Source organism: Amycolatopsis sp. CFH S0740, assembly GCF_004522315.1.
GTDB lineage: Bacteria > Actinomycetota > Actinomycetes > Mycobacteriales > Pseudonocardiaceae > Amycolatopsis > Amycolatopsis nivea.
On sequence record NZ_SDLS01000050.1, the window covers coordinates 1 to 21,423 of the forward strand.

Here is a 21,423-nt window from a genome sequence, read left to right on the forward strand (position 1 = left end):
CCAACTTCTGCCGACGAATTTCTGACGCAGGACACTAGCTCGGCAGCGCTGCCAGCCGTCGCGGGATCCAGGATGCGACTTTCGCCGGAAGCGCAGGCGGTTTCCCGTCCCTATACTGCGATCCTCCGTGCACTGGGAGGGAACCGGAATGAAAAGACTGCTCGTGTCCGTGCTGACCGCGTTGTCGCTGGTCGCCGTCGCTGCACCGGCTTCGGCGGCGTCGGCGCCGCCGAAGGTCACCTCGGGGCCGTGCCAGTACACCTCGACTCCGGACGATCCCGCGGTGCGCCCGGTTTCTCTGCCGCGCGACCCGAAGCACACGCCGGACCACGGCAGTGTCGACGTTGCCGTGTTCTCCAACCAGGGCCTGCTCTCGCTGCGGCTCGACCGCGCGCAGGCACCGTGCACCGTGCAGAGCTTCCTGCACCTGGCCGCCCACGGCTTCTACAACCAGACGACCTGCCACCGGCTCACCGCGTACCCGACGCTGAAGGTCCTGCAGTGCGGCGACCCGTCCGGCACCGGCGAGGGCGGCCCGGGCTACAAGTTCCGCGACGAACTCCCGACGACGCTCCCGCCCGCCCCGTCCGACCCGACCGGCAAGCGCCGCACGTACGCGCGCGGCCTGCTGGCCATGGCGAACGCCGGCCCGGACACGAACGGATCGCAGTTCTTCGTGGTGTACGGGGATTCCAGCCTGCTGCCGAACTACACGGTCTTCGGCACGGTCGGCTCGGCCGGTTTGCGCACCCTGGACCGCGTCGCGGCGGGCGGCATCCAGCCGGACGCGGACACCCCGCCGGGGAAGACGCCGGTGGACGGGAAACCGGTGCGGAAGACGGACCTGGAGCTGGTTCTGCCGTTGTGCCTGTTCTGCGGCCGCTGACGCCGGGCCTGGCCGTCGCGGCGGTCGCCCGGCGGCCGCAACCCTGCGTCTGAACGCTCGACGCGGACCGCTGCCCGGCATTGCCCGCGGGCGATGCCGTAGACCGGGTCCATGCCGTCGAATACCGCTGGCTGGACGCTCTCTGTGCGGTGAAAGCGTTCGCCTATCGGCTTCTTGCGGCCAGGTTTCGGCCGTTCGGCGAGCCCCTCTCGAGCGGCTGCGTCGTCACGGATCCGCTCGGGCCGCCTAATTCGTGGGCGATCGCCTGCAACGCGCGACCGCGACCCTGACTGGCCCACGCCACCCACGTCGAACTGGACCACCCAGCTAGGCCAATCCCCATTAGCGTGGGCGGCATGACGAAGCGAATCGCGCTCGCCACCGGCGAGTTGTATCGAGCGATGTCCCAGCTGCAAGGCGAGGTGAAGAAGGCCAGCGCGAACGCGGGGCTCGACGTGAAGCTCATCGAGCTCGTCAAGATGCGCGCGTCACAGATCAACGGATGCGCCTACTGCCTCGACATGCACGCGGCGGAGGCAGTCGCGGCTGGGGAATCGCCGCGGCGGCTTTACGTGCTCGAGGGGTGGCGCGAGACCGACCTGTTCACCGAGCAGGAACGCGCCGCGCTCGCGTACACCGAGGCGATGACCCGGATCTCGGACCACAAGGACGTCCCCGAAGACGTCTACGCCGAGGCTGTCCGCGTCTTCACCGAGGACCAGCACCGCGCGCTCGCGTGGTGTGTCGTCGCTATCAACACTTGGAACCGGCTCATGGTCGCGAGCCATGCTGAGTTGCCGGAGCGTGCGGAGTGAGTGCCGAGGAGTTGCGGGCGCTGCATGTGCCCGGGAAGCCGTTGATTCTGCCGAACGCCTGGGACGCGGATACCGCGAAAGCGGTGGAAGCCGCGGGATTCCCGGTGGTGGCAACGAGTTCCGCGGCGGTCGCGGCGGCGCTCGGGCAGGCGGACCACGAAGGCGCGTCGGCGGACGAGATGCTCGCGGCGGCCAAGCGGATCGTGGATGCGGTGTCCGTGCCGGTGACGGTGGACGCCGAGGCCGGTTATGACTTGAGCCCGGCGGATCTCGCGGCCCGGTTGAAGGAAATCGGTGCGGTCGGCTGCAATATCGAGGACACCGACCACGGCAAGGGCGCGTTGCGACCGGCGGCCGAGCAAGCGGGACGGATTGCCGAGCTGCGTCGGACGGCTGGCGACGGGCTGGTGGTCAACGCGCGAGTGGATTCGTTCCTCGGTGCACCGGACGAGCAGGCGGTGCTCGACGATGCCGTGGCTCGCGGGCGCGCGTATCTCGAGGCGGGGGCCGACTGTGTGTACCCGATTCTCGTGCGTTCGCCGGAAGTGCTGGCCGAATTCGTCCGGCAGGTGGGCGGTCCGGTCAACGCTTCGGCGCTTCCCGGCGGTCCGGGGCTGGCCGGGCTTGCCGAACTGGGGGTAGCCCGGATTTCGCTGGGGGCCGGGTTGTGGCGGTATCTCCGCCGGGTGCTGGAAGGCACGCTCGACGGGATGGCGCAGGGGAAGCTGCCGTATTGAAAAAACCGCTGGGCGCCGCGGCGAAAGCGGCACCCAGCGGTTTCAGCGGGACGAAAACTCAGTGCTGCACGGCCTTTTCCGCGCCGGCACCGGTCAGTGCCCGTACTTCCATTTCGGCGAACTTCGCCTTGTCGTTTTCCTTCGACAGGATCGTGCCGAGCCAGCCGAGGATGAACGCGATCGGGATCGAGATCAGGCCCGGGTTGTCGAGCGGGAACCAGTGGAAGTCCACGCCCTGCAGCATCGACGCGCTCTTGCCCGTCTTCGGGTCGACCGGCTTCCCGGAAACGGCGGGCGAGAACACGATGAGCACGATCGTCACGATCAGCCCGCCGTAAATGCTCCACAGCGCGCCCTGGGTGTTGAACCGTTTCCAGAACAGCGAGTACAGAATCGTCGGCAGGTTCGCCGAAGCCGCCACCGCGAACGCCAGCGCCACCAGGAACGCGACGTTCTGCCCGTTCGCCAGAATGCCGCCGAGAATCGCGACGATGCCGATCACCACGGCGGTGATCCGCGCGACGCGGACTTCCGAGCCGGTGTTCGCCTTGCCCTTCTTCAGCACGTTCGCGTAGACGTCGTGCGCGAACGAGGCGGACGCGGTGATCGTCAATCCGGCGACCACGGCGAGGATCGTGGCGAACGCGATCGCCGAGATCAGCCCGAGCAGGATCGGGCCGCCGAGGTTCAGCGCCAGCAACGGAGCCGCGGAGTTGACGCCGCCCGGGGCCTTCTTGATCGCGTCCGGTCCGACCAGCGCGCCCGCGCCGTAGCCGAGCACCAGGGTGAACAGGTAGAACACGCCGATCAGCACGATCGCCCACACCACCGAACGACGCGCCTCGCGCGCGGTCGGCACCGTGTAGAAGCGCATCAGCACGTGCGGCAGGCCCGCGGTGCCCAGCACCAGCGCGATGCCGAGGGAGAAGAAGTCCAGCTTCGTCGTGCCGTTCTTGCCGTACTGCTTGCCCGGCCCGAGCAGCGCTTCGCCGGCCTCGCCCGCCTTGTCGACCGCGCCCTGCAGCAGCGAGGAGAAGTTGAAGCCGTACTTGCCGAGCACCCACAGCGTCATCGCCAGCGCGCCGACGATCAGCAGCGCCGCCTTGATGATCTGCACCCAGGTGGTGCCCTTCATGCCGCCGATCAGGACGTAGGCGATCATGATCACGCCGACCACCGCGATCACCAGCGCCTGCGCGGCCTTGCCGTCGATGCCCAGCAGCAGCGCGACCAGTCCGCCCGCGCCCGCCATCTGCGCCAGCAGGTAGAAGAACGACACCACGAGCGTCGAAATCGCCGCTGCCGCGCGCACCGGACGCTGTTTCATCCGGAACGCCAGCACGTCGCCCATGGTGAACTTGCCGGTGTTGCGCAGCAGTTCCGCCACCAGCAGCAGTGCGACCAGCCACGCCACCAGGAAGCCGATCGAGTACAGGAACCCGTCGTAGCCGTACACCGCGATGGCGCCGGCGATGCCGAGGAACGACGCCGCCGACAGGTAGTCGCCGGAGATCGCGATGCCGTTCTGCGGGCCGGTGAACGCACGGCCTGCCGCGTAGTAGTCCGACGCGGTCTTCGTGTTGCGGCTCGCGCGGAACACGATCACCAGGGTGATGACCACGAACAGCGCGAAGATCGTGATGTTGAGCGTTGGGTTGCTGCCCTCGACGCTCGCCGCGAGAGTCTTCACGCCTCCTCCTTCGCCGGGTTCTCGATGTCGTCCTTGATCCGCTCGGCGAGCGGGTCGAGGTTCTTGTTGGCGTAGCGCACGTACAGCCACGTGATGAGGAACGTGGACACGAACTGCAGGAGCCCGAAGAGGAGGCCGACGGTGAAGTTGCCCGTGATCTTCGTGCTCATGAAGCCGTGCGCGTAGTCGGCGAGCAGGACGTAGAGCAGGTACCAGGCGAGGAACAGTCCGGCCATCGGGAACACGAACCGGCGGAGCCTGCCGCGGAGTTGGCGGAACTCGGCGCTGTCGTGCACCTGCTCCCAGGTCGAGTCCGGCGGGGCGCCGGACGGGTCGCCTGCGCTCATGGGATCTCCCTTGTGCGACGCTGCGGATGTGGTCCGCGACACAGTAGGGAGGACTCCGGGCCAGGGAAACCGTCAGCGGCTCAAACGCCTCGCCGCACGACGAACGGTTGACGAACGGTCACCGGGCGCGGACGAAGGGCGCTCGTCGAGGTGCAGCCGCAGCATCGCGGCCCCGGCCCAGGACGGTGGGCGCCCGCGCAGTGACACCGTGATCATCACGCCGAACGCGAGCGGTACCGACCAGGGTGCCGGTTGCGAGACCAAGATCGCCACCCAACCTTGCATCGAGGGTCCGGCCAGCGCGAACAGGATCGACCCCGACGAAGCCGCCAGACCCGTCAGCACTCCGGCGATCGCGCCCGCGGCGGTGAGTCGCTGCCACCAGATGCCGAGCACGAGCAGCGGGCAGAACGTCGACGCGGCGACGGTGAACCCCCACGTCACCAGCACCCCGGCGTCGAGCCGCGCGGACGGCAGCGCGAGCAGCACCATCGCGATCGCGGCGAACACGACCGTCACGCGAAGACGGCGCAGACCGCCGGGCATCAGGTCGTAGGCGAGCGCGCCGGACATCACCAGCAGCAATCCCAGCGACGTCGCCAGAAACGCCGCGAACGCGCCCGCGGTGAGCAACGCGGTGAACAACTGCCCGGCCCAGCTGTGGTCGACCTGCGACGGAAGCGCGACGACCACCGTGTCGGTGTTGCCGGACAGATACAGCTGCGGCACGAGAACCCGGCCGAGGACGCCGTAAATGCCGGGGAAAAGGTAGAAAACTCCTAGCAGTGCCACGGTAATCGCAGCGGTGCGGCGTGCGGCGCGGCCGTCCGGGCTGGTGTGGAAGCGCATCAGGACGTGGGGGAGGCCCATCGTGCCGAGGACGGTCGCGATGAGGACCGCCCAGGTGCCGAGCAGCGGGTAGCCCTTGTCGATTTCCAGCAGCGGACGCTGCCAGTCCGGCCCGCCGAGCGCGACTTCTCCGCTGACGCCGGGGACCTGTGCACCGGCGGCGAAGGTGAGCTGTTCTCCCTTGCGCACCACCAGTTGTCCGGGCGGCAACGTACCGCGGTCCTCGATCGCGGTGGGTTCGCGGAAGGTGAGGGTGACGTCGTGGTCGAACTGCACCGGGGTGGCGTGCGAAAAGCGGGTGAACTCGACCGGCGTGAGGCTCGCGTCGCGGGTTTCGGCGCCGACCTGGAGCACCAGCCACAGCGCGGGGACGAGGAATAGCAGGAGTTTCAGGAAGAACTGGAACGCCTGGACGTACGTCGCCGCACGCATCCCGCCGAGCGCGAGCGTGACGCTGACCGCGGTGCCCGCGATGACGACGCCGACCCAGTACGGAGTCCCGCCGACCGCGGTGAGCACCAGCCCGGCGGTGCGGAATTGCGGGACTACGTAGATGGTTCCGATCACCAGCACGACCACCGCGGCCAGCCGGCGCAGCGCCGGAGAGGCGAGGCGCGCTTCGGCGAAGTCGGGGACGGTGAGTGCGCCGGATCTGCGCATCGGCGCGGCGACGAGGACCAGCATCGCCACGTATCCCGCGGTGAAGCCGACCGGGTACCAGAGCGCGCCGACGCCGTCCTTCACCATCAGCCCGGCGACGCCGAGGAATGAGGCCGCGGAGAGGTATTCGCCGGAGACCGCGGCGGAGTTGACGAAGGGCGAGATCCGCCGGGACGCCACCAGGAAGTCGGAGGTGGTGCGCATGGCGGCGACCCCGCGCACGCCGATGAGCAGCGTGACGAGGACGACCGGGGCTACCGCGAGCGCGATGTCCATCTATCCGCTCCCGCCCGCCTGGCCCGCCCCGGCTATGGCCCCAATGTGGCGTTGGGTGCGTGAGATGCACCGAATGCCACATTGAGGTTTTCTCCGTAGCGCGGTGCGCGGTGGCTTCGCGGCAGCGGTGCTTGTCAGGGTGCTGCGGGCGCCGGCCGACGAGGCGGACCCTCGCCACCGCGCGCCCGGCCGCTGCTGGAGGAGGGAAACTCCTCGCGAGCACGGTGCGTAAAGCTGCCTTCGGTCGACGGGCGCGGTTGGGCTTGCGCGGATGTCGTGAGGGGGACCCTGAGGGAATCTGATTCCCTCAGGGTGGCCCTCACGGACGTCAACCGGAGCGAGGGAGCAACGCGGCCCGGTCGACGCTGCACATCGCCGTATCGACACCGCACGCCCGCTACTGAGAAAACCCCATTGGGTGCGTGTGATGCACCGAATGCCGCATTGGGTGCGTGCGACGCACCCAATGCCACATTGGGGCGCGGCGGGCACTCGGCTCACTGATCGTCCTCGATCTTCTCCGCGCGGCGCAGCTGCCACCACGAGAGCCCGGCGAGCACCGGGTACGGCAGGACCGCGATCAGCAGCCAGGACAGCGGAATCCCCCACAACCGCACGCTGTCGAGCGACGGGGCGAGCGAGAACAGCACCGGCAAACCCAGCACCAGCACGAACATCCCCACCAGCGCGGGGATCCCGCGCCGCCGCTGGATCCGGTAGAGGACAGCCGCGCGTTCCGCTTCCGGCGCGCGCAGACGGGGCATCCGCCACCGGCCGCGTTCGAGCCGCCGCGACCGGGCGAGCCTCGTCTGCGGACTGGTGACGGCGACCCGCTTGGTGCGGCTCATCGGACGGCCCGCGCAATCCTCGTGCGCGGCGTCGCTTGCCGCTCACCAGGCACCGGTTGGCGAGCGGTTGCCGGGTGCAGCCGGGTTGTCGTGCGCGGCGTTGCCGGTTCTAACCGGCCTAGCCGCTCACGAGCCCCCAAGCACCACCGCCCCCTCACCGAGCACTCCCGAGTTGTCCGCGCTGCGCCGCCTCCAGCAGCCGGTCCCGGAGATCCCGCGCATGCCGTCGGCTCACCGGCACATCGCCAGCCTCCGTGTGCGCCAGCAATCCGCCCGTCGTGTCGCTTCGCAGTTCCAGCACCGCACTCACCGCGAGCAGGAATCCGCGGTGTACCCGGGTAAACCCAGTCCCTTCCCAATATTCTTCGAGCCGCGAGATCGGCATCCGCACCGGATGGACGCCGCCGCGGGTGTGGAGGCGGACGTAGTCGCCGTTGGCTTCGGCGAACAGCACGTCGTCGCGCCGGACGTACCGCGTGCGGCCTCCGGAATCGACCGGCAGCGCGGCCATCGCGTCCGGCGAGGACTGGCGACGGCCGCTCGGCACCAAGCGCGTCACCTTCGCCAGCGCGGCGGAAAGCCGTTCCGCGCGCACCGGTTTCAGCAGATAGTCGACCGCGCCGATGCCGTACGCGGTCACCGCGTGCCCGTCGTGCGCGGTGACGAACACGATCACCGGCGGTTCGGACAGTTTCGCCAGCAGCGACGCGAGCTCCAGCCCGTCCAAGCCGGGCATGGAAATGTCGAGGAAGACCGCGTCGAAATGGTCTGCCTGCAACAGTTTCAGCGCCTTCAACGCATCGCTCGCGCCGACGACCTCGCCGACCTCCGGCGCCTCGCGCAGCATCCGGCACAGTTCGTCCAACGCCGGCGCGAGATCGTCGACCGCCAGCACCCGCAGCCCGCTCACGGCAGCACCCCCGGCTGGAATCGCGGCACGCGCAGCACGACCCGGGTGCCTTCGCCGACCGCCGTTTCCACGGTCAGCCCGTACCAGGCCCCGTACACCGTGCGCAATCGTCTGTCCACATTGGCCAGTCCGAGCCCGGTGCCGTCGCCGCTGCCCGCGAGGATGGCCGCGGCGCGCTCGGGCTCCATGCCGACCCCGTCGTCCTCGACGCTGATCACGCAGTCGTTCCCTTCCGCCTGTCCGTGCACCTGGACGAGCCCGGTGCCCGACCGCGGCTCGATGCCGTGCCGGATCGCGTTCTCCACGAGGGGTTCGAGTACCAGGTACGGCACCGCCACCGCAAGCACCTCCGGCGCGACCCGCACCTGCACCTTGAGCCGTTCGCCCAGCACCGCGCGCTGCAGCGCGAGATACGTCTCCACCGCGCGGAACTCCTCGGCGACGACGGTGTACTCGCCGTGCCGCGACAGGCTGTAACGGGTGTAGTCGGCGAAATCGAGCATCAGGTCGCGGGCGCGGTCCGGTTCCGATCGGACGAACGAGGCGATCACGGTGAGCGCGTTGTACACGAAATGCGGCGACATCTCCGCGCGCAATGCCCGGAGTTCGGCTTGCGCGGCCTGGTCCGCCGAAGCTTCGAGCCGACCCCGCTCCAAAGACTGCACGACCAAGTCCGTCGCCTGCCGCGTCACCGCGCCGGGCACCTCGCCGACCAGCAGCAACGCGCCCGCCAGTTCGTCGTGGACGTGCAATGGGACCGCCGTCACGCCCCGCGAGGTGATCGGCTCCTCCTGGTGCAGCACGTCGTCCAGGATTTGGGACACCGCGTCGTCGGCTCCGGGGCGGCCGGACCACATCAACGTGCCGGAGAGATCGGAGAGCCCTAGTCCGGCGACGTCGAAAAGCCGTCGCAGACCGTGTACGGCGCGCCGGGCGCGGACTCCGGACAGGCCGTCTTTCAGGTCGTCGGCGACCTTCCGCGCCGCGCCGAGCACGCCGACGGCGTCCGGGCGGGAGCGCCACGGCAGCCGGGCACTCTCGGTCATCGACGGCCTCCCCTCGGGTACCTCGGGAAAAATGTGCAGTCTAGCGAAGCTTGTCCGTTGAGGGTGGTGGTGGGGAAGAAGGTTGGGGCTAGCCCGTAACAAGGCGAAGGGGACTTTCCGTGCGGAAAGTCCCCTTCGGTCGAGCCTGAGATCAGCAGCTCTGCTTGTAGAAGTACTGCGAATTCGCGTCCATATCGTCCTTGGTGATCGAGTGCAGCTGCGCGGTCAGGTTCCGCTCAGTCGGCTTGCCCTCGATCGCGGCCACCGCCTGGTCGACGCCCTTCGTGCCGATCTGCGCCGGGTCCTGGGCGATGAGCGCCTGGTACTCGCCCTTCTTCAGACCGTCCACTTCGGACGGGCTGGCGTCGAAGCCGACCAGGTTGACCTTGCCGATCTTGCCCGCGTTGCGCAGGCCGGTCGCCGCGCCCTCGCCGGTGTTGAGGTTGGTGGCGAAGATGCCGACGAGATCCGGGGTCGAGACCAGCGCCGCGGTGACCTTCGAGGCGGCCTGGTCCGGTTCGTTCTTGGTGAACTGGATGCCGGCCGACTTGAGGTTCGGGTGGTTCTTCAGCTCGTCCTCGAAGCCCTTCGCGCGGGCGGCGGTGGTGGACGTGCCCGCGATAGTGTCCAGGATCAGCACCGAACCCGGCTTGTCGCCGACCAGCTTCGCCATGGTCTGCGCGGCGAGCTTGCCGCCCTCGGCGTTGTCCGACGAAACCGACGACACCGCGACGCTCTTGTCCGCGAGCGAGGTGTCGACCTCGACGATCTTCGCGCCGCGGTTCTTCACCAGCTGGATCGGCGCGAGCATCGCCTGGTCGTCAGTCGGCGCGACGAGCAGCGCGGCGGGCGGGTTGGAGCCCATCGCGTTGACGATCGGAGTCTGCATGGCCGCGTCGAACTTCTGCGGCGCTTGGGTGGTCAGCTCGTAGCCGAGTTTCTTCGCTTCGGCCTGCGCACCGCACTGCATCGAGATGTAGAACGGTTCCGCCTGCACGCCCGGCACCAGCGCCAGCTTCTTGCTGTTCGCGGAGTTGCCGCCGGGCTTGTCCCCGGACCCGCTCTGCCCCACCTGCCCGGAGCCGCACGCGGCCACCAGCATCGCCGCGGACGCGAGAGTCCCCGCGGCGAGGACGGTCTTGCTGAATTTCATCGTAAGCACCTCTTTGTACTCGGGGACCGATTCAGCGGGAGTTGCGCTTGCGGCGGCGGCGCTGGTCGAACCACACCGCCGCGATCAGGACCGCGCCGATCGCGATGTACTGCCAGTAGTCCTGCACGTGCGTGATGTTCAAGCCCTTGTTCAGCACCGCCGGGATGAACACTCCGATCACCGTGCCGAGCATCGAGCCGACGCCGCCGAAGAGGCTGGTGCCGCCCATCACCGTCGCGGAGATGGCGTTCAGGTTGTCGTTGGTGTGCGCCGAGATCGTGGTCGAGTTCTGGTACGCCAGCGACATGAAACCCGCGATTCCGGCCAGGAAACCGGTCAGCAGGTACACCTTCAGCAGATGCGCGGTCACGCCGATGCCCGCCCGCCGCGCCGCCTCGGCGTTCGAACCGACCGCGAAGGTGTAGCGGCCGAACCGCGTGGTGTGCAGCAGCCACGCGCCGATCAGCGTGATCACCACGGCCACCAGCACGAGGTTCGGGATCCCGCCGAACGACGTGCCGTAACCGAGGGTCTGGTTCAGTTCGGTGGGCACGCCGCGCACGTCCGACCCGTTGTTGAGCAGGAGCGACACGCCGAGCGCGGCGCCCATGGTGCCGAGCGTGACGATCAGCGGCGGGATGCCCGCCACCGCGATGAGGAATCCGTTGATCAGGCCCCAGGCCGTGCCCGCGAGCACCGCCGCGACGAGCCCGACGGTGATGACGCCCCAGCCGGCGTGCGTGGCGTTGCCGCCGCTGAGCGCCTCGATGGTCTTGCCCGCGACCATCCCGGCGAAGATCAGCACCGACCCGACGGACAGGTCGATGCCGGAGGTGACGATCACGAACGTCATGCCGACCGAAAGCACCAGCAGCACGGACGTTTCGATCAGCAGCGTCTGGAAGGTGAACAGGCTCGCGAACTCCGCGGGCGCGATGGCGGTGAAGACCGCGATCAGCGCGATCAGCACCAGCGCGATCCAGAACGTGTTGGCCCCGACGAGCCGTTTTCCCAGCGGCGGCTTGACGAACTCGCCGTCCACCGTGGTCTGGATGTCCTTCGTGGGAGCGCTCATGCCGCGTCCTCCTGCACGAGAGCCCCGGTCATCGCCGCGACCAGGTCCTCGAGTTTCGTGTCCGCACCGGCGAACCGGGCGACGCGCCTGCCCTGCAGCAGCACCTCGATCCGGTCCGAGACCGACAGCACCTCGGGCATGTTGTGGCTGATCAGCACCACCGCGATGCCCTTGTCCCGGACTTTCCTGATCACGTCCAGCACGCGTTCGCGCTGCCGCACGCCCAGCGCAGCGGTCGGTTCGTCCATGAACACGACCTTCGACGCCCAGGCCACCGACCGGGCCACCGCGACGCTTTGCCGCTGCCCGCCGGACAACGAGCCGATCGACACCTCGGTGCTCTGCAGCTTGACGCCGAGCTTCTCGAACTCGACGACCGCCTGGCGGCGCATCTCCGCCTTGTCCAGCATGCCGAGCTTGCCGAGGATGCCCTTGCGCGGGATTTCCCGGCCCAGGAACAGGTTCGCCGCCGGGTCCAGTTCCGGCGCGACGGCGAGATCCTGGTACACCGTCTCGATCCCGGCCCGGCGCGCGGCCACCGGCGAGTCGAGATGGACCTCTTTCCCGTCGAGCAAGATCCGGCCCGACGTCGGCTGTTCGGCTCCGGACAGGCACTTCACGAGCGTGGACTTGCCCGCGCCGTTGTCGCCGATCAATGCGGTCACCTCACCCGCACGCGCCTGGAAAGACGCGCCGCGCAAAGCTTCCACCGATCCGTAGTGCTTGGTCAGGTCCACCGCGTCGAGCAGGATCTCGCTCATCGGCGCTAACTCCTTTCCGGGGCGGGCGGACGGCAGCGGATGACAGTGAGCGAGCCGGACAGCTCGGTCTGGCCCGCGGCGAACGGCACCGCGTAGGTGTCGCCCTTGGTCATCGGGAACTCGCCGCCGTGCTCGGTGCGCAGGGTGCCTTCGCCGTCGAGCGCGACGAGCACGCTGAACGACGGGTCGAGCGAGAACGCGTTGCCGGACAACTGAATGCGGTCGGCGCGGAAGAACTCCGCCGAGCCCTGCGCGAGCAAGTCCACTGTGGTCGCTTCGTCGCCGGAGGTGTGCTTCACGATCGTCTTGAGCCGGTCGTCGTCCCAGCCCGAGGTGTCGAGCGTTTCGATCGCGGTGTCGAAACCGATCCCGAGGTGGCCCTTTTCCGGCGAGGCAAGGAAATCACGCCACTCCAGGGTCAGTGAGAAGTCCGTCGGCTGCTGCAACTCGACCACGAAGACGCCTTCGCCGATCGCGTGCGGCAGCCCGGCCGGGATGTAGACCGTGTCGCCTGCTTGCACCGGGATGCTGTTGAGCGCGCCCAGCATGCTCGGCGCGTCCTGTTCGCGGGTCCATTCGGCGACGGTTTCCTTGCTCAGCGTCTCCCGGAAACCCGGGTAGACGCGCGGGTCGTCGCCGTAGGTGCCGACCACGATCCACGCCTCGGTCTTGCCGAAGTGCGAGTCGAAGTGCTTGCGGGCAAACGAATCCGACGGGTGGAAGTGCACCGGAAGCCGCTGTCCGGCGTCGAGCAGCTTGACCAGCAGGCCGGTCGAATCGCCGAGCTTGGCGACGTGCGCCGCGCCCAGCCACGCGTCCGGGTCGGCGCCGACCGCGTCGCGCAGCCAGATCCCGCTGGGCAGCTTGGTGAGACCGTTGGTCTCCTGGCCGAACATGGTGGTGACGGAACCGACCCAGTCCTCCGGCCCGAACTTCGAGTCGGTGCCGGTGGCGCCGCGCAGGGCGGCGATGGCGTCGCCGCCCCGGTAGAACTGCGGCGGCTGGTTGGCCGGGAGCGCGACCGGCTCGAGGTGCTGGGTCACAGGGCGGCCTCACCGGAACCGCGGGCGACTAGGTGCACGGGCAGAACTACCTTTCTCGGGGCGGACTGATCGCCCTGGATGCGGGCGAACAGCAGCTCGGCCGCTGCGTGCCCGAGGGCGCTGACGTCGTGGGCGATCACGGTGACCGGCGGGTCGAGCAGGTCCGCCAGTTCGAAATCGTCGAAGCTCACCAGCGCGGGCCGGTGCTCGGCGTGCGCGAGCGCGCGCAGCAGGTGCACCGCGACCCGGTTGTTGCCCGCGATCACGGCGGTGGCCGGGTTCGGCCCGCCGGCCAGCTTGCGCACCGCGGTGCCGACGGTTTCCGGCGTCGGCGTCTGCATCGCCACGAGGCTCTCGTCGTAGGAGATCCCGTTGCGCACACAGCCTTCCCGGAAGCCGCGCAGCCGCTCGGCGGCGGTGAAGATGTCCGGGCTGTCGCCGAGGAACGCGATGCGCCGGTGGCCGTGCCGCACGAGATGGCTGACCGCCTCGATGGTGCCGCCGAGGTTGTCCACGAGCACGGTGTCGGCCACGATGTCGCCGGCCGGGCGGTCGAGGAACACCACCGGCGTGCCCGCGCGCATTTCCGGCACGAGATAGCCGTGCTGCAGCCCGGCGGGCACGATCAGCAGCCCGTCCACGCGCCGCGCGCAGAACTCCAGCGACAGCTCGCGCTCGCGGTCGGAATTCTCGCCGGACGACCCGGTCAGCACGTGTCTGCCGAAGGACGTCGCGATCCGTTCCACCGCGCGGTTCAGCTCGGAGTAGAAGGGGTTGCCGACGTCCTCGACGACCAGGCCGATGGTGCCGGTGGTCGAGCCGCGGCGCAGGTTGCGGGCGCCGAGGTTCCGGCGGAACCCCAGCTGTTCGATCGCGGCCACCACGCGTTCGGCGGTGTCCGGATGCACCGCGGGCTCGTCGTTGACGACCCGCGACACCGTTTTGATGCTGACGCCGGCCAGCCGCGCCACATCGCTCATCGTGGCCCGCCTGCTGGCGGGGCGGGGAAGCCCGTCCGCGTCCCGGCCCGAGTGAGACAACGTTGTCATAATGCGGGGGATTGGACACCATCCGGCCGCTTCGTGTCAATGGCCGCCGACCGGCTGTGCCCTGGGCGACGAATCCGCTGGTGCGGATGGTGGACATCGTTGTCTCGAATCGGACAGGCTCTCACCGCGGTCTTGACGATCCGGTGAGCCATTGCCGAAGGTAGCCCGCATCGACGGTGCGCGACAAGGTTGTCATCGATGCCTCGAGGTCGGTGACGGCGGGTTCGCGCCGGACAACTGGAGAGGCGATGGCGATGGCGCGAGCGCGCTGGAGAGCCGGACTGATCTTCCTGACTTCCGCGGTCGTGGCGACTGGGGCCTCCTTGGCCCCCGCTGCCCCCGCAATGGCCGACACCGAGGCGAACGCCGCGAAGACCGCTGACCTGGCGAAGTGGGTGAACCCGTTCGTCGGCACCCGGCCCGGCGGCGCGGACCACGGGACCGGGGGCGGCGCGGGCAACACCTTCCCCGGCGCGGTCGCGCCGTTCGGCATGGTGCAGTGGAGCCCGGACACGAAGAAATCCCAGCCGGGCGGCTATTTCTACGACGACAACACGATCACCGGCTTCAGCCTCACGCACCTTTCCGGCGCGGGCTGCACCACGTATCAGGACCTGCCGTTCATGCCGTACGTCGGCGAGATCAGCACGTCGCCCGCGACCGATCCGGGCCACTACACCTCGACCTTCGACCACAAGAACGAGCACGCGACGGCCGGCGCGTACGACGTCGCCCTCGACAACGGGGCGAAGGTCGAACTGAGCGCGACCCAGCGCACCGGTTCCGGCCGCTTCACCTACCCGGCGGGCGCGGCGTCGACGTTGCTGGTCAACACTTCCGGCTCAGTCAACGGCACCGACGACGCGTCGATCAGCATCGGCAAGGACACCATCAGCGGCTGGGCGACCAGCGGCCGGTTCTGCGGCGCGAAGAACTCCTACCGGGTCTACTTCTCGGCGAAGTTCGACACCCCGTTCGAGGCGAGCGGGACGTGGAAGAACGGCGCGGTGACGCCGGGCAAGACCGCGGAGACCGGCGGCGCCAGGGCGAAGGTCGCCCAGCCCAACGGCATCGGTTCCTCGATGGCGCGCCCGGCGAAGGCCAAGCCACAGGACACCACGGTCAGCGGACCGGGCAGCGGCGGGTACGTGACCTTCCCGAACCTCAACGGCGCGCAGGTCAACGTCCAGGTCGGACTGTCCTTTGTGTCCGTAGACGGGGCGAAGGCGAACCTGAAGGCGGAGAACAACGGCAAGAAGTCGTTCGACCAGGTGGCCGCGTCCGCGCGGCAGGCGTGGAACGACCAGCTCGGCAAGATCCAGGTCAGCGGCGGCAGCGACGCCGACACCACGACGTTCTACACCTCGCTGTACCACTCGCTGATCCAGCCGAACGTGTTCTCCGATGTGGACGGTCGCTACCCGGGCTTCGACGGCCGGATCCACCAGGCCGACCGCGGCCACGCGATGTACACCAACATCTCCGGCTGGGACATCTACCGTTCCGAAGTCCCGCTGCTGGCCACGATCGCGCCGAAGCAGACCTCGGACCTCGTGCGCTCGATGATGGCCTTCGCCGAACAAGGCGGTTCGTGGGACCGCTGGACGGTGGCGAACGACTACACCGGCGTGATGAACGGGGATCCGTACCACATCATCGTTTCCAGCGCCTACGCGTTCGGCGCGCGCGACTTCGACGCGCAGAAAGCGTTGCTGCTCATGATCAAGGGCGCGACGCAGCCGACGCAGGGCTACACCGAACGGCCGGGTCTGCAGGACTACCAGCGGCTCGGCTACGTGCCCGGCGCGGCGGCGGACACCCTGGAGTACACGAGCGCGGACTTCGCCATCGCCCAGTTCGCGAAGCGGCTCGGCGACAGCGCCACGTACACCACGTTCATGAAGCGCGCGCAGTACTGGCAGAACCTCTACAACCCGGGCAGCGGACACTTGCAGCCGCGCAACGCGGACGGCTCGTTCTCGGGGAACTACGACCCGGCTAGTTCGCAGGGCTGGGTCGAAGGCAACGGCGCGCAGTACGACTGGATGGTTCCGTACGACCTCGCCGGTCTCGTGACGGCGTTCGGCGGCACCACCGCCACGCAGTCGCGTTTGGACACTTTCTTCACGAAGCTGAACGCCGGAACCCATGAGCCGTACGCGTTCCTGGGCAACGAGCCGAACTCGAACGCACCGTACGTGTACTCGTTCGCCGGTGCTCCGGCGAAGACGCAGAACATCGTGCGCCGGGCGATGGACGAGCTGTACAACCCGCGTCCGGAAGGCTTGATCGGCAACGACGACCTCGGGCAGATGTCGTCCTGGTACGTCTGGTCCGCGCTCGGCGTCTACCCGGAGATCCCGGGCCGCGCCGAAACCGTGCTGACCACGCCGCGTTTCGCGCACGCCGAGGTGACCACCGGAGCGGGCAAGAAGATCACCGTCAACGCTCCCGGCACCGGCGAGTACACCAGCGGCCTGAAGGTGAACGGCGGCACGGCTACCAAGGCGTGGCTGTCGGAGGGGCTGATCTCGCAGGGCGGCAAGCTGGACTTCACTCGCTCGACGACGGCGACCGCGTGGGGTTCCGCTCCGGCTGACGCACCGCCGTCGTTCCGCGAACAGGAAAAGCCGAGCCTGTCCTTTGTGGACCCGGCGCGCGCGGTGGTGCCCGCTGGCACGACCTCGACCGCTTCGGTGGGCGTGCAGGATCTGTCCGGCGCCGCGAGGACCTGGACCTACTCCGCGGGCAGCGCGGACGGCATCACGCTGACCCCCGCGACCGGTTCCGTCCAGGTTCCCGCAGCGGGCAAGGGCCACGCCGACGTGACGGTGAGCGTTCCGGCGGGCACCTCCGACGGTCCGCGCCGGATCCCGGTCACGTTCTCCTCGCCGGGTCTCGCGGACGTCCAGGCGGTGCTGACGGTCCTGGTGGCGAAGCCGAACAGCTGGCTGGCCACGGTGAACAACACCGGTCTGTCGCCGGACTCCAACTCGGCGGCCGGGAACTTCGACGGCGGCGGCTGGAGCTATTCCGCGGACGCACTGGCCAAGGCCGGCGCCAAGCCAGGCAGCACGGTCTCGAGCGACGGGCTGAACTTCACCTGGCCGTCGTTCCCGGTCGGCGACCCGGACAACGTCGTGGCCTCGGGGCAGACGATCAACCTGTCCGGTTCGGGACGGCTCGCGCTGCTCGGCTCCGCCAGCAACGGCAACGCCCAAGGCACGCTCACCGTCACCTACACCGACGGCAGCAAATCCACCGCCACCATCGGGTTCTCCGACTGGACGCTCGGCGGCGGCGGAGCGCAGCCGGCGTTCGGCAACCGGATCGTCCTGTCCACGCCGTACCGCAATTCCGCGGGCGGCGACCCGCAGCAGATCCGCACGATGGTGTTCGCCACCGCGCCGATCATGCTGGACGCGGGCAAAACCGTCGCGAGCGTGACGCTGCCGAGCGGCGTCAGCGGCGGCTCCCTGCACGTGTTCGCCATCGCCGCGGGCTGACCTTCCGTGAGGGGAACCCTGAGGGAATCAGATTCCCTCAGGGTTCCCCTCACGTACTTTTCCCAGAGGAGTCTCATGAGGAGCAGAGTTGTGNTCCCAGAGGAGTCTCATGAGGAGCAGAGTTGTGGCGGGTGCGATGGCGCTCGCTGTGGTCGCGGCCGCGCTGACGCCGGTCGCGGCACAGGCGCGTCCGGCCGACCCGCTGGACGCGGTGAACACGTTCATCGGCACCCAAGACGAGGGCAACACCTTCCCGGGCGCGTCCGCGCCGTTCGGCATGGTCCAGTCCAGCCCGATCACCACGCACTACGCCGGATACCTCTACACCGACACCGCGATCCGCGGCTTCGGGCACTTCTTCCTGTCCGGCGCGGGTTGCTGGGAACAGGGAGGCCTGGTGTCCATGCTGCCCACCACCGGCGACATCGGCCCGGGCGCGGCGTTCGACACCAGCAAGCCGGCGACCTTCGACCAAGCCAAGTACGCCGCGCCGTACACGCACGAAGGCGAAGTCGGCAAACCCGGCTATTACAAGGTGCATCTCACCGGCTACGGCGGCATCGACGTCGAAACCACCGCCAGTACCCGCAGCGGCGTCGAACGGTATTCCTTCGACAAATCCGGCCCGGCCAACGTTTTCGTGAATGTCGGGCAGGCGAACGCGAAGGAACCGGTCAGCGGCAGCAGCGTCCGGATCGTCGACGATCACACCATCGCGGGCACCGTCGAATCGCAAGCTTTCTGCGGAGGCAAGCCCTACACCACTTACTTCACCACGAAATTCGACCAGCCGTTCTCCTCGTACGGCACGTGGTCGCCGGACGGCGGTACGCCCGGCAGTCGCTCGGCACAAGGCGGCGCGGGCCTGCGCGGCGCGTGGCTGACCTTCCCCAAGGGCGGCCAAGTCACTGCCACCACGTCGATTTCCCAAGTGGACGCTCGCGGTGCGGACACGAACCTCGCCGCCTCGCGCGTCCGTCCGTTCGACGCCGTGAAGAAGGACGTCCAGCGAGACTGGCGACGTGAACTGTCCAGTGTGGACATCACCGGCGGCACCCCGGACGACCGCACGGTCTTCTACACCTCGCTCTACCACGCCTTCCTGCAACCGCTGACCGCGAACGACGCCGACGGCCGGTACTACGGCTTCGACAAGAAGATCCACCGCGCGATCGGCTGGACGTACTACGACTTCTTCTCCCTCTGGGACACCTACCGCTCGCAGAACCAGTTGCTGGCGCTGCTGAAACCGGACCGTGCCCGCGACATCGCGAAGAGCATCCTCGCCATCCACGACCAAGGCGGCTGGCTCCCGCGCTGGGCGTACGCGAGCCAGGAAACGAACACGATGACCGGCGACCCGGTCACGCCGTTCCTGGTCGACCTGTGGCGGTTCGGCGCGCTGAGCGGCGAAGAAATGCACGCCTACCAAGCACTGCTGCAGAATTCGACCGAGATCCCGCCCGCGTCGTCGCCGTTCCAAGGCCGTTCCGGCAACGCGAGCTACCAGGCCGACGGATTCGTCCAATACGACCCGAATTTCCCGAAAAAGGGCCAGGACACCGATCCGGCACACGGCGCGTCCGCGACGCTGGAATACGCCCTCGCCGACTGCTCCCTCTCGGTGATGGCCTCCGCGCTCGGCCGCAAGCAAGACGCGAAGCAACTCGCCGCCAAGGGCCGGACGTACGCGACGCTGTGGGATCCGTCGGTGACCGACCGCGGCTTCACCGGCTACTTCCGCCCGAAGGTCACCGGCGGCAGCTGGTACACCCCGGCTGACGGCCCGTACAGCCCGCAGGGCCAGGACGGCTTCCACGAGGGCACGGCCTGGCAGTACCAGTGGCTGGTGCAGCAGGACGTGCCCGGACTGGTCGCGAAGATGGGCGGCGCGGCCAACGCGGGCAAGCGGCTCGACGACTTCTTCGCCTACGACGACCTGGTGAAGGACCCGGCGAAGACCGCGCACGAGAAGTGGGTCGTCGGTCCGTACGACTACTACAAGCAGTTCCGCTACAACCCCAACAACGAGCCCGATCTGCACTCGCCGTGGATGTACACGCTCACCGGACAGCCGTGGAAGACCTCCGCGGTGGTGCGGGCCGCGCACACCTTGTTCACGAACGCTCCCAACGGAGTCACCGGCAACGACGACCTCGGCACCATGTCCGCCTGGTACGTCTTCAGCGCGCTCGGCCTCTACCCGGCCGTTCCGGGCACCGGCAACTTCGTGCTGAACGCGCCGCGGTTCGCCAAGTCTGTAGTGCACCTGCCGAACGGCCGCGACTTCACCATCAACGCGCGCGGCGCGAACGGGGCGCAATTGCAGTACGTCTCCGGGTTGCGCGTCAACGGCACGGCGTCGGACAAAACGTTCGTCAGCCTCGAACAACTGCGCCGCGGGTCCACTCTGGACTTCGCGCTGACCGCCGACGCGCCGAAGGCCACGTGGGGAACGTCACCCTCCTCCGCGCCGCCTTCTCCTTGTGCCGGTTAGTGTTCGCACGTGGACGGTAAGTGAAGGCCGCCTCCCGGATCCTGGGATCGGGAGGCGGCCTTTCCCGTTAACCGGGCATTTCCCGCCTGTTTCCGGCTCTCGTCCGGAATTGGTTCGGACCTTTGCCGCGATCGCTCGTGACCAGAGTCACGGGCCCCGGTGTTCCGGTGAGGCCGGTCACGCCTCACACTGGTCTCATACCCGTTCGACAGTGCTGTTGACGCCAGGCGGTTTCCGTCCGCCTTGGACAGTCCGTCGGACGTGTTTTTTGTGTGTGCAGTCAGCACGCACCGGGTGACGCACAGGAGGATGTCGTGTCCAGCAAGGCCGCTCTCGTGTTCCGCGTGGCCGCAGTCGCCGAGGCTCTGTCCTGGCTCGGCTTGCTGATCGGGATGTTTCTCAAGTACGTCGTCGACGCGTCTAACGAGGGCGGCGTGCCCGTCCTCGGCATGGTGCACGGCGTCGTCTTCGCCCTGTACGTGATCGTCTCCCTGTCCGTGGCCAAGCCGCTGGGCTGGCGCGGCAAGACCCTGGTGCTGGCGCTGCTCGCGAGCATTCCGCCGCTGTTCACCTGGCTGTTCGAGAAGTGGGCCCTGCGCAACGGCAAGCTGGACGGCCCGCAGCGGCTGACCCACGGCGGCGTCGGCCTCTTCGTCCGCGCGCAGGAGCCGGTCGGCGTCTGATCTTCCGCTTTTCCCGAAGGGCCCGTGCGAACCGCGCGGGCCCTTCGTGCGTCACGAGGTGAAGTCGCCCGCGGACTTGCGGACCTTGGTGAGCAGGTCGGTCAGCTGCTCCACCTGCCGCTCGGTGAGCCCGGTGAGCCCGAAGTCGATGCCGGTGACCGCGGCGGTGGCGGTTTCCCGCAGCGCGCGCCCCTCGTCGGTGATCTCGACGAGCGTGGTGCGCCGGTCGGTGGGATGCGGCACGCGCTTCACGAGCCCGTCGCGCTCGAGCCGGTCCACTATGTTGGTGACGCTGGTGGGATGCAGCTGGAGCCGTTCGCCCATCACCCGCATCGGCAGCCGCGCGTTGCGGGAGAAGGTGAGCAGCACCAGCGCCTCGTAGCGGGCGAAGGTGAGGCCGTGCGGCTTGAGAGCGCCGTCGACCGCCGACTGGATGATCTGCTGCACCCGCATCACACCGGTGACCGCGGCCATGGTTCCGGCCGGGCCGATCCGGTCTTCCCACAGCTGCGCGGCACGGGCGATCGGATCGAACGGCAGCGGACGGTTCATGGCAACCGAAGCTACCAGCGGGTACCCCGGTCGTGGGGGT

19 protein-coding genes are annotated in these 21,423 nt (G+C 68.6%); 7 read left to right on the forward strand and 12 right to left on the reverse strand.

Annotated elements, in window-relative coordinates; translation table 11 throughout:
- Nucleotides 1-148: 148 nt before the first annotated feature.
- From EIZ45_RS43850 to EIZ45_RS43860, 4 genes are all read left to right on the forward strand, one after another.
- Nucleotides 149-886 (forward strand): peptidylprolyl isomerase, encoded by a 738-nt coding sequence (locus tag EIZ45_RS43850; RefSeq protein WP_134669960.1) that lies wholly within the window; start codon nucleotides 149-151, stop codon nucleotides 884-886.
- An 80-nt stretch (nucleotides 887-966) separates the two neighbouring features.
- Complete coding sequence (locus tag EIZ45_RS47785) at nucleotides 967-1,176, forward strand: DUF6886 family protein (protein ID WP_370318248.1); 210 nt, start codon at nucleotides 967-969, stop codon at nucleotides 1,174-1,176.
- Between the two features lie 66 nt (nucleotides 1,177-1,242).
- The gene (locus EIZ45_RS43855; protein ID WP_037812138.1) at nucleotides 1,243-1,701 is read left to right on the forward strand and encodes a carboxymuconolactone decarboxylase family protein; all 459 of its coding nucleotides are present in this window, start codon (nucleotides 1,243-1,245) and stop codon (nucleotides 1,699-1,701) included.
- On the forward strand, nucleotides 1,698-2,438 hold the full coding sequence (locus tag EIZ45_RS43860; protein WP_134669958.1) for an isocitrate lyase/phosphoenolpyruvate mutase family protein: 741 nt from the start codon (nucleotides 1,698-1,700) through the stop codon (nucleotides 2,436-2,438). The genes EIZ45_RS43855 and EIZ45_RS43860 overlap by 4 nt, the downstream gene beginning before the upstream one ends.
- Nucleotides 2,439-2,496: 58 nt before the next feature.
- Here EIZ45_RS43860 and EIZ45_RS43865 read toward each other — a convergent pair whose 3' ends face one another.
- The 11 genes from EIZ45_RS43865 to EIZ45_RS43915 all read right to left on the reverse strand — a co-directional run bounded on the left by EIZ45_RS43865 (nucleotide 2,497) and on the right by EIZ45_RS43915 (nucleotide 14,076).
- Entirely contained in the window at nucleotides 2,497-4,128 is a 1,632-nt protein-coding gene (locus EIZ45_RS43865; RefSeq protein ID WP_134669956.1) for a cation acetate symporter, read from the reverse strand.
- Nucleotides 4,125-4,475, reverse strand: coding sequence for a DUF485 domain-containing protein (locus tag EIZ45_RS43870; RefSeq protein WP_037811903.1), 351 nt, complete (start codon nucleotides 4,473-4,475; stop codon nucleotides 4,125-4,127). The genes EIZ45_RS43865 and EIZ45_RS43870 overlap by 4 nt, the downstream gene beginning before the upstream one ends.
- 72 nt (nucleotides 4,476-4,547) lie before the next feature.
- A complete protein-coding gene (locus EIZ45_RS43875; RefSeq protein WP_134669954.1) occupies nucleotides 4,548-6,260 on the reverse strand; it encodes a cation acetate symporter in 1,713 nt (570 codons plus the stop codon).
- 497 nt (nucleotides 6,261-6,757) lie between these two features.
- Nucleotides 6,758-7,108 carry a membrane protein gene (locus EIZ45_RS43880; protein ID WP_043839204.1) on the reverse strand — a complete coding sequence of 117 codons (351 nt, stop codon included), beginning with the start codon at nucleotides 7,106-7,108 and terminating at the stop codon, nucleotides 6,758-6,760.
- A gap of 154 nt (nucleotides 7,109-7,262) precedes the next feature.
- The gene (locus EIZ45_RS43885) at nucleotides 7,263-8,018 is read right to left on the reverse strand and encodes a LytTR family DNA-binding domain-containing protein (protein ID WP_134669952.1); all 756 of its coding nucleotides are present in this window, start codon (nucleotides 8,016-8,018) and stop codon (nucleotides 7,263-7,265) included.
- Nucleotides 8,015-9,064, reverse strand: a complete 1,050-nt coding sequence (locus EIZ45_RS43890) for a sensor histidine kinase (RefSeq protein ID WP_037811896.1) — start codon at nucleotides 9,062-9,064, stop codon at nucleotides 8,015-8,017. Before EIZ45_RS43890 ends, EIZ45_RS43885 begins: the two co-directional genes overlap by 4 nt.
- Nucleotides 9,065-9,215: 151 nt before the next feature.
- The gene (locus EIZ45_RS43895; RefSeq protein ID WP_134669949.1) at nucleotides 9,216-10,217 is read right to left on the reverse strand and encodes an ABC transporter substrate-binding protein; all 1,002 of its coding nucleotides are present in this window, start codon (nucleotides 10,215-10,217) and stop codon (nucleotides 9,216-9,218) included.
- 31 nt (nucleotides 10,218-10,248) lie between these two features.
- Nucleotides 10,249-11,292, reverse strand: a complete 1,044-nt coding sequence (locus tag EIZ45_RS43900) for an ABC transporter permease (protein ID WP_134669947.1) — start codon at nucleotides 11,290-11,292, stop codon at nucleotides 10,249-10,251.
- Nucleotides 11,289-12,053, reverse strand: a complete 765-nt coding sequence (locus tag EIZ45_RS43905; RefSeq protein ID WP_134669944.1) for an ATP-binding cassette domain-containing protein — start codon at nucleotides 12,051-12,053, stop codon at nucleotides 11,289-11,291. Before EIZ45_RS43905 ends, EIZ45_RS43900 begins: the two co-directional genes overlap by 4 nt.
- A gap of 5 nt (nucleotides 12,054-12,058) precedes the next feature.
- On the reverse strand, nucleotides 12,059-13,096 hold the full coding sequence (locus EIZ45_RS43910; protein WP_134669942.1) for a class I mannose-6-phosphate isomerase: 1,038 nt from the start codon (nucleotides 13,094-13,096) through the stop codon (nucleotides 12,059-12,061).
- Entirely contained in the window at nucleotides 13,093-14,076 is a 984-nt protein-coding gene (locus EIZ45_RS43915; RefSeq protein WP_134669939.1) for a LacI family DNA-binding transcriptional regulator, read from the reverse strand. The genes EIZ45_RS43910 and EIZ45_RS43915 overlap by 4 nt, the downstream gene beginning before the upstream one ends.
- A gap of 413 nt (nucleotides 14,077-14,489) precedes the next feature.
- On the opposite strand from EIZ45_RS43915, the gene EIZ45_RS43920 reads away from it, so the two are divergent.
- From EIZ45_RS43920 to EIZ45_RS43930, 3 genes are all read left to right on the forward strand, one after another.
- On the forward strand, nucleotides 14,490-17,651 hold the full coding sequence (locus tag EIZ45_RS43920; protein WP_134669962.1) for a GH92 family glycosyl hydrolase: 3,162 nt from the start codon (nucleotides 14,490-14,492) through the stop codon (nucleotides 17,649-17,651).
- Nucleotides 17,652-17,760: 109 nt separating this feature from the next.
- The gene (locus EIZ45_RS43925) at nucleotides 17,761-20,148 is read left to right on the forward strand and encodes a GH92 family glycosyl hydrolase (RefSeq protein ID WP_134669936.1); all 2,388 of its coding nucleotides are present in this window, start codon (nucleotides 17,761-17,763) and stop codon (nucleotides 20,146-20,148) included.
- A gap of 314 nt (nucleotides 20,149-20,462) precedes the next feature.
- On the forward strand, nucleotides 20,463-20,831 hold the full coding sequence (locus tag EIZ45_RS43930; RefSeq protein WP_037811885.1) for a DUF3817 domain-containing protein: 369 nt from the start codon (nucleotides 20,463-20,465) through the stop codon (nucleotides 20,829-20,831).
- Nucleotides 20,832-20,882: 51 nt separating this feature from the next.
- On the opposite strand, the gene EIZ45_RS43935 is transcribed toward EIZ45_RS43930, so the two are convergent.
- Nucleotides 20,883-21,383, reverse strand: coding sequence for a MarR family winged helix-turn-helix transcriptional regulator (locus EIZ45_RS43935; RefSeq protein WP_037811883.1), 501 nt, complete (start codon nucleotides 21,381-21,383; stop codon nucleotides 20,883-20,885).
- Nucleotides 21,384-21,423 lie beyond the last annotated feature (40 nt).

What these genes read in the sequence shown, in the direction of transcription:
- EIZ45_RS43920 (WP_134669962.1), top strand. Translation starts at nt 14,490, where the DNA reads ATGGCCGACACCGAGGCGAACGCCGCGAAGACCGCTGACCTGGCGAAG.
- EIZ45_RS43875 (WP_134669954.1), bottom strand. Translation starts at nt 6,260, where the DNA reads ATGGACATCGCGCTCGCGGTAGCCCCGGTCGTCCTCGTCACGCTGCTC.
- EIZ45_RS43935 (WP_037811883.1), bottom strand. Translation starts at nt 21,383, where the DNA reads ATGAACCGTCCGCTGCCGTTCGATCCGATCGCCCGTGCCGCGCAGCTG.
- EIZ45_RS43915 (WP_134669939.1), bottom strand. Translation starts at nt 14,076, where the DNA reads ATGAGCGATGTGGCGCGGCTGGCCGGCGTCAGCATCAAAACGGTGTCG.
- EIZ45_RS43855 (WP_037812138.1), top strand. Translation starts at nt 1,243, where the DNA reads ATGACGAAGCGAATCGCGCTCGCCACCGGCGAGTTGTATCGAGCGATG.
- EIZ45_RS43925 (WP_134669936.1), top strand. Translation starts at nt 17,761, where the DNA reads ATGAGGAGCAGAGTTGTGGCGGGTGCGATGGCGCTCGCTGTGGTCGCG.
- EIZ45_RS43895 (WP_134669949.1), bottom strand. Translation starts at nt 10,217, where the DNA reads ATGAAATTCAGCAAGACCGTCCTCGCCGCGGGGACTCTCGCGTCCGCG.
- EIZ45_RS43890 (WP_037811896.1), bottom strand. Translation starts at nt 9,064, where the DNA reads ATGACCGAGAGTGCCCGGCTGCCGTGGCGCTCCCGCCCGGACGCCGTC.
- EIZ45_RS43870 (WP_037811903.1), bottom strand. Translation starts at nt 4,475, where the DNA reads ATGAGCGCAGGCGACCCGTCCGGCGCCCCGCCGGACTCGACCTGGGAG.
- EIZ45_RS43900 (WP_134669947.1), bottom strand. Translation starts at nt 11,292, where the DNA reads ATGAGCGCTCCCACGAAGGACATCCAGACCACGGTGGACGGCGAGTTC.
- EIZ45_RS43880 (WP_043839204.1), bottom strand. Translation starts at nt 7,108, where the DNA reads ATGAGCCGCACCAAGCGGGTCGCCGTCACCAGTCCGCAGACGAGGCTC.
- EIZ45_RS43850 (WP_134669960.1), top strand. Translation starts at nt 149, where the DNA reads ATGAAAAGACTGCTCGTGTCCGTGCTGACCGCGTTGTCGCTGGTCGCC.
- EIZ45_RS43905 (WP_134669944.1), bottom strand. Translation starts at nt 12,053, where the DNA reads ATGAGCGAGATCCTGCTCGACGCGGTGGACCTGACCAAGCACTACGGA.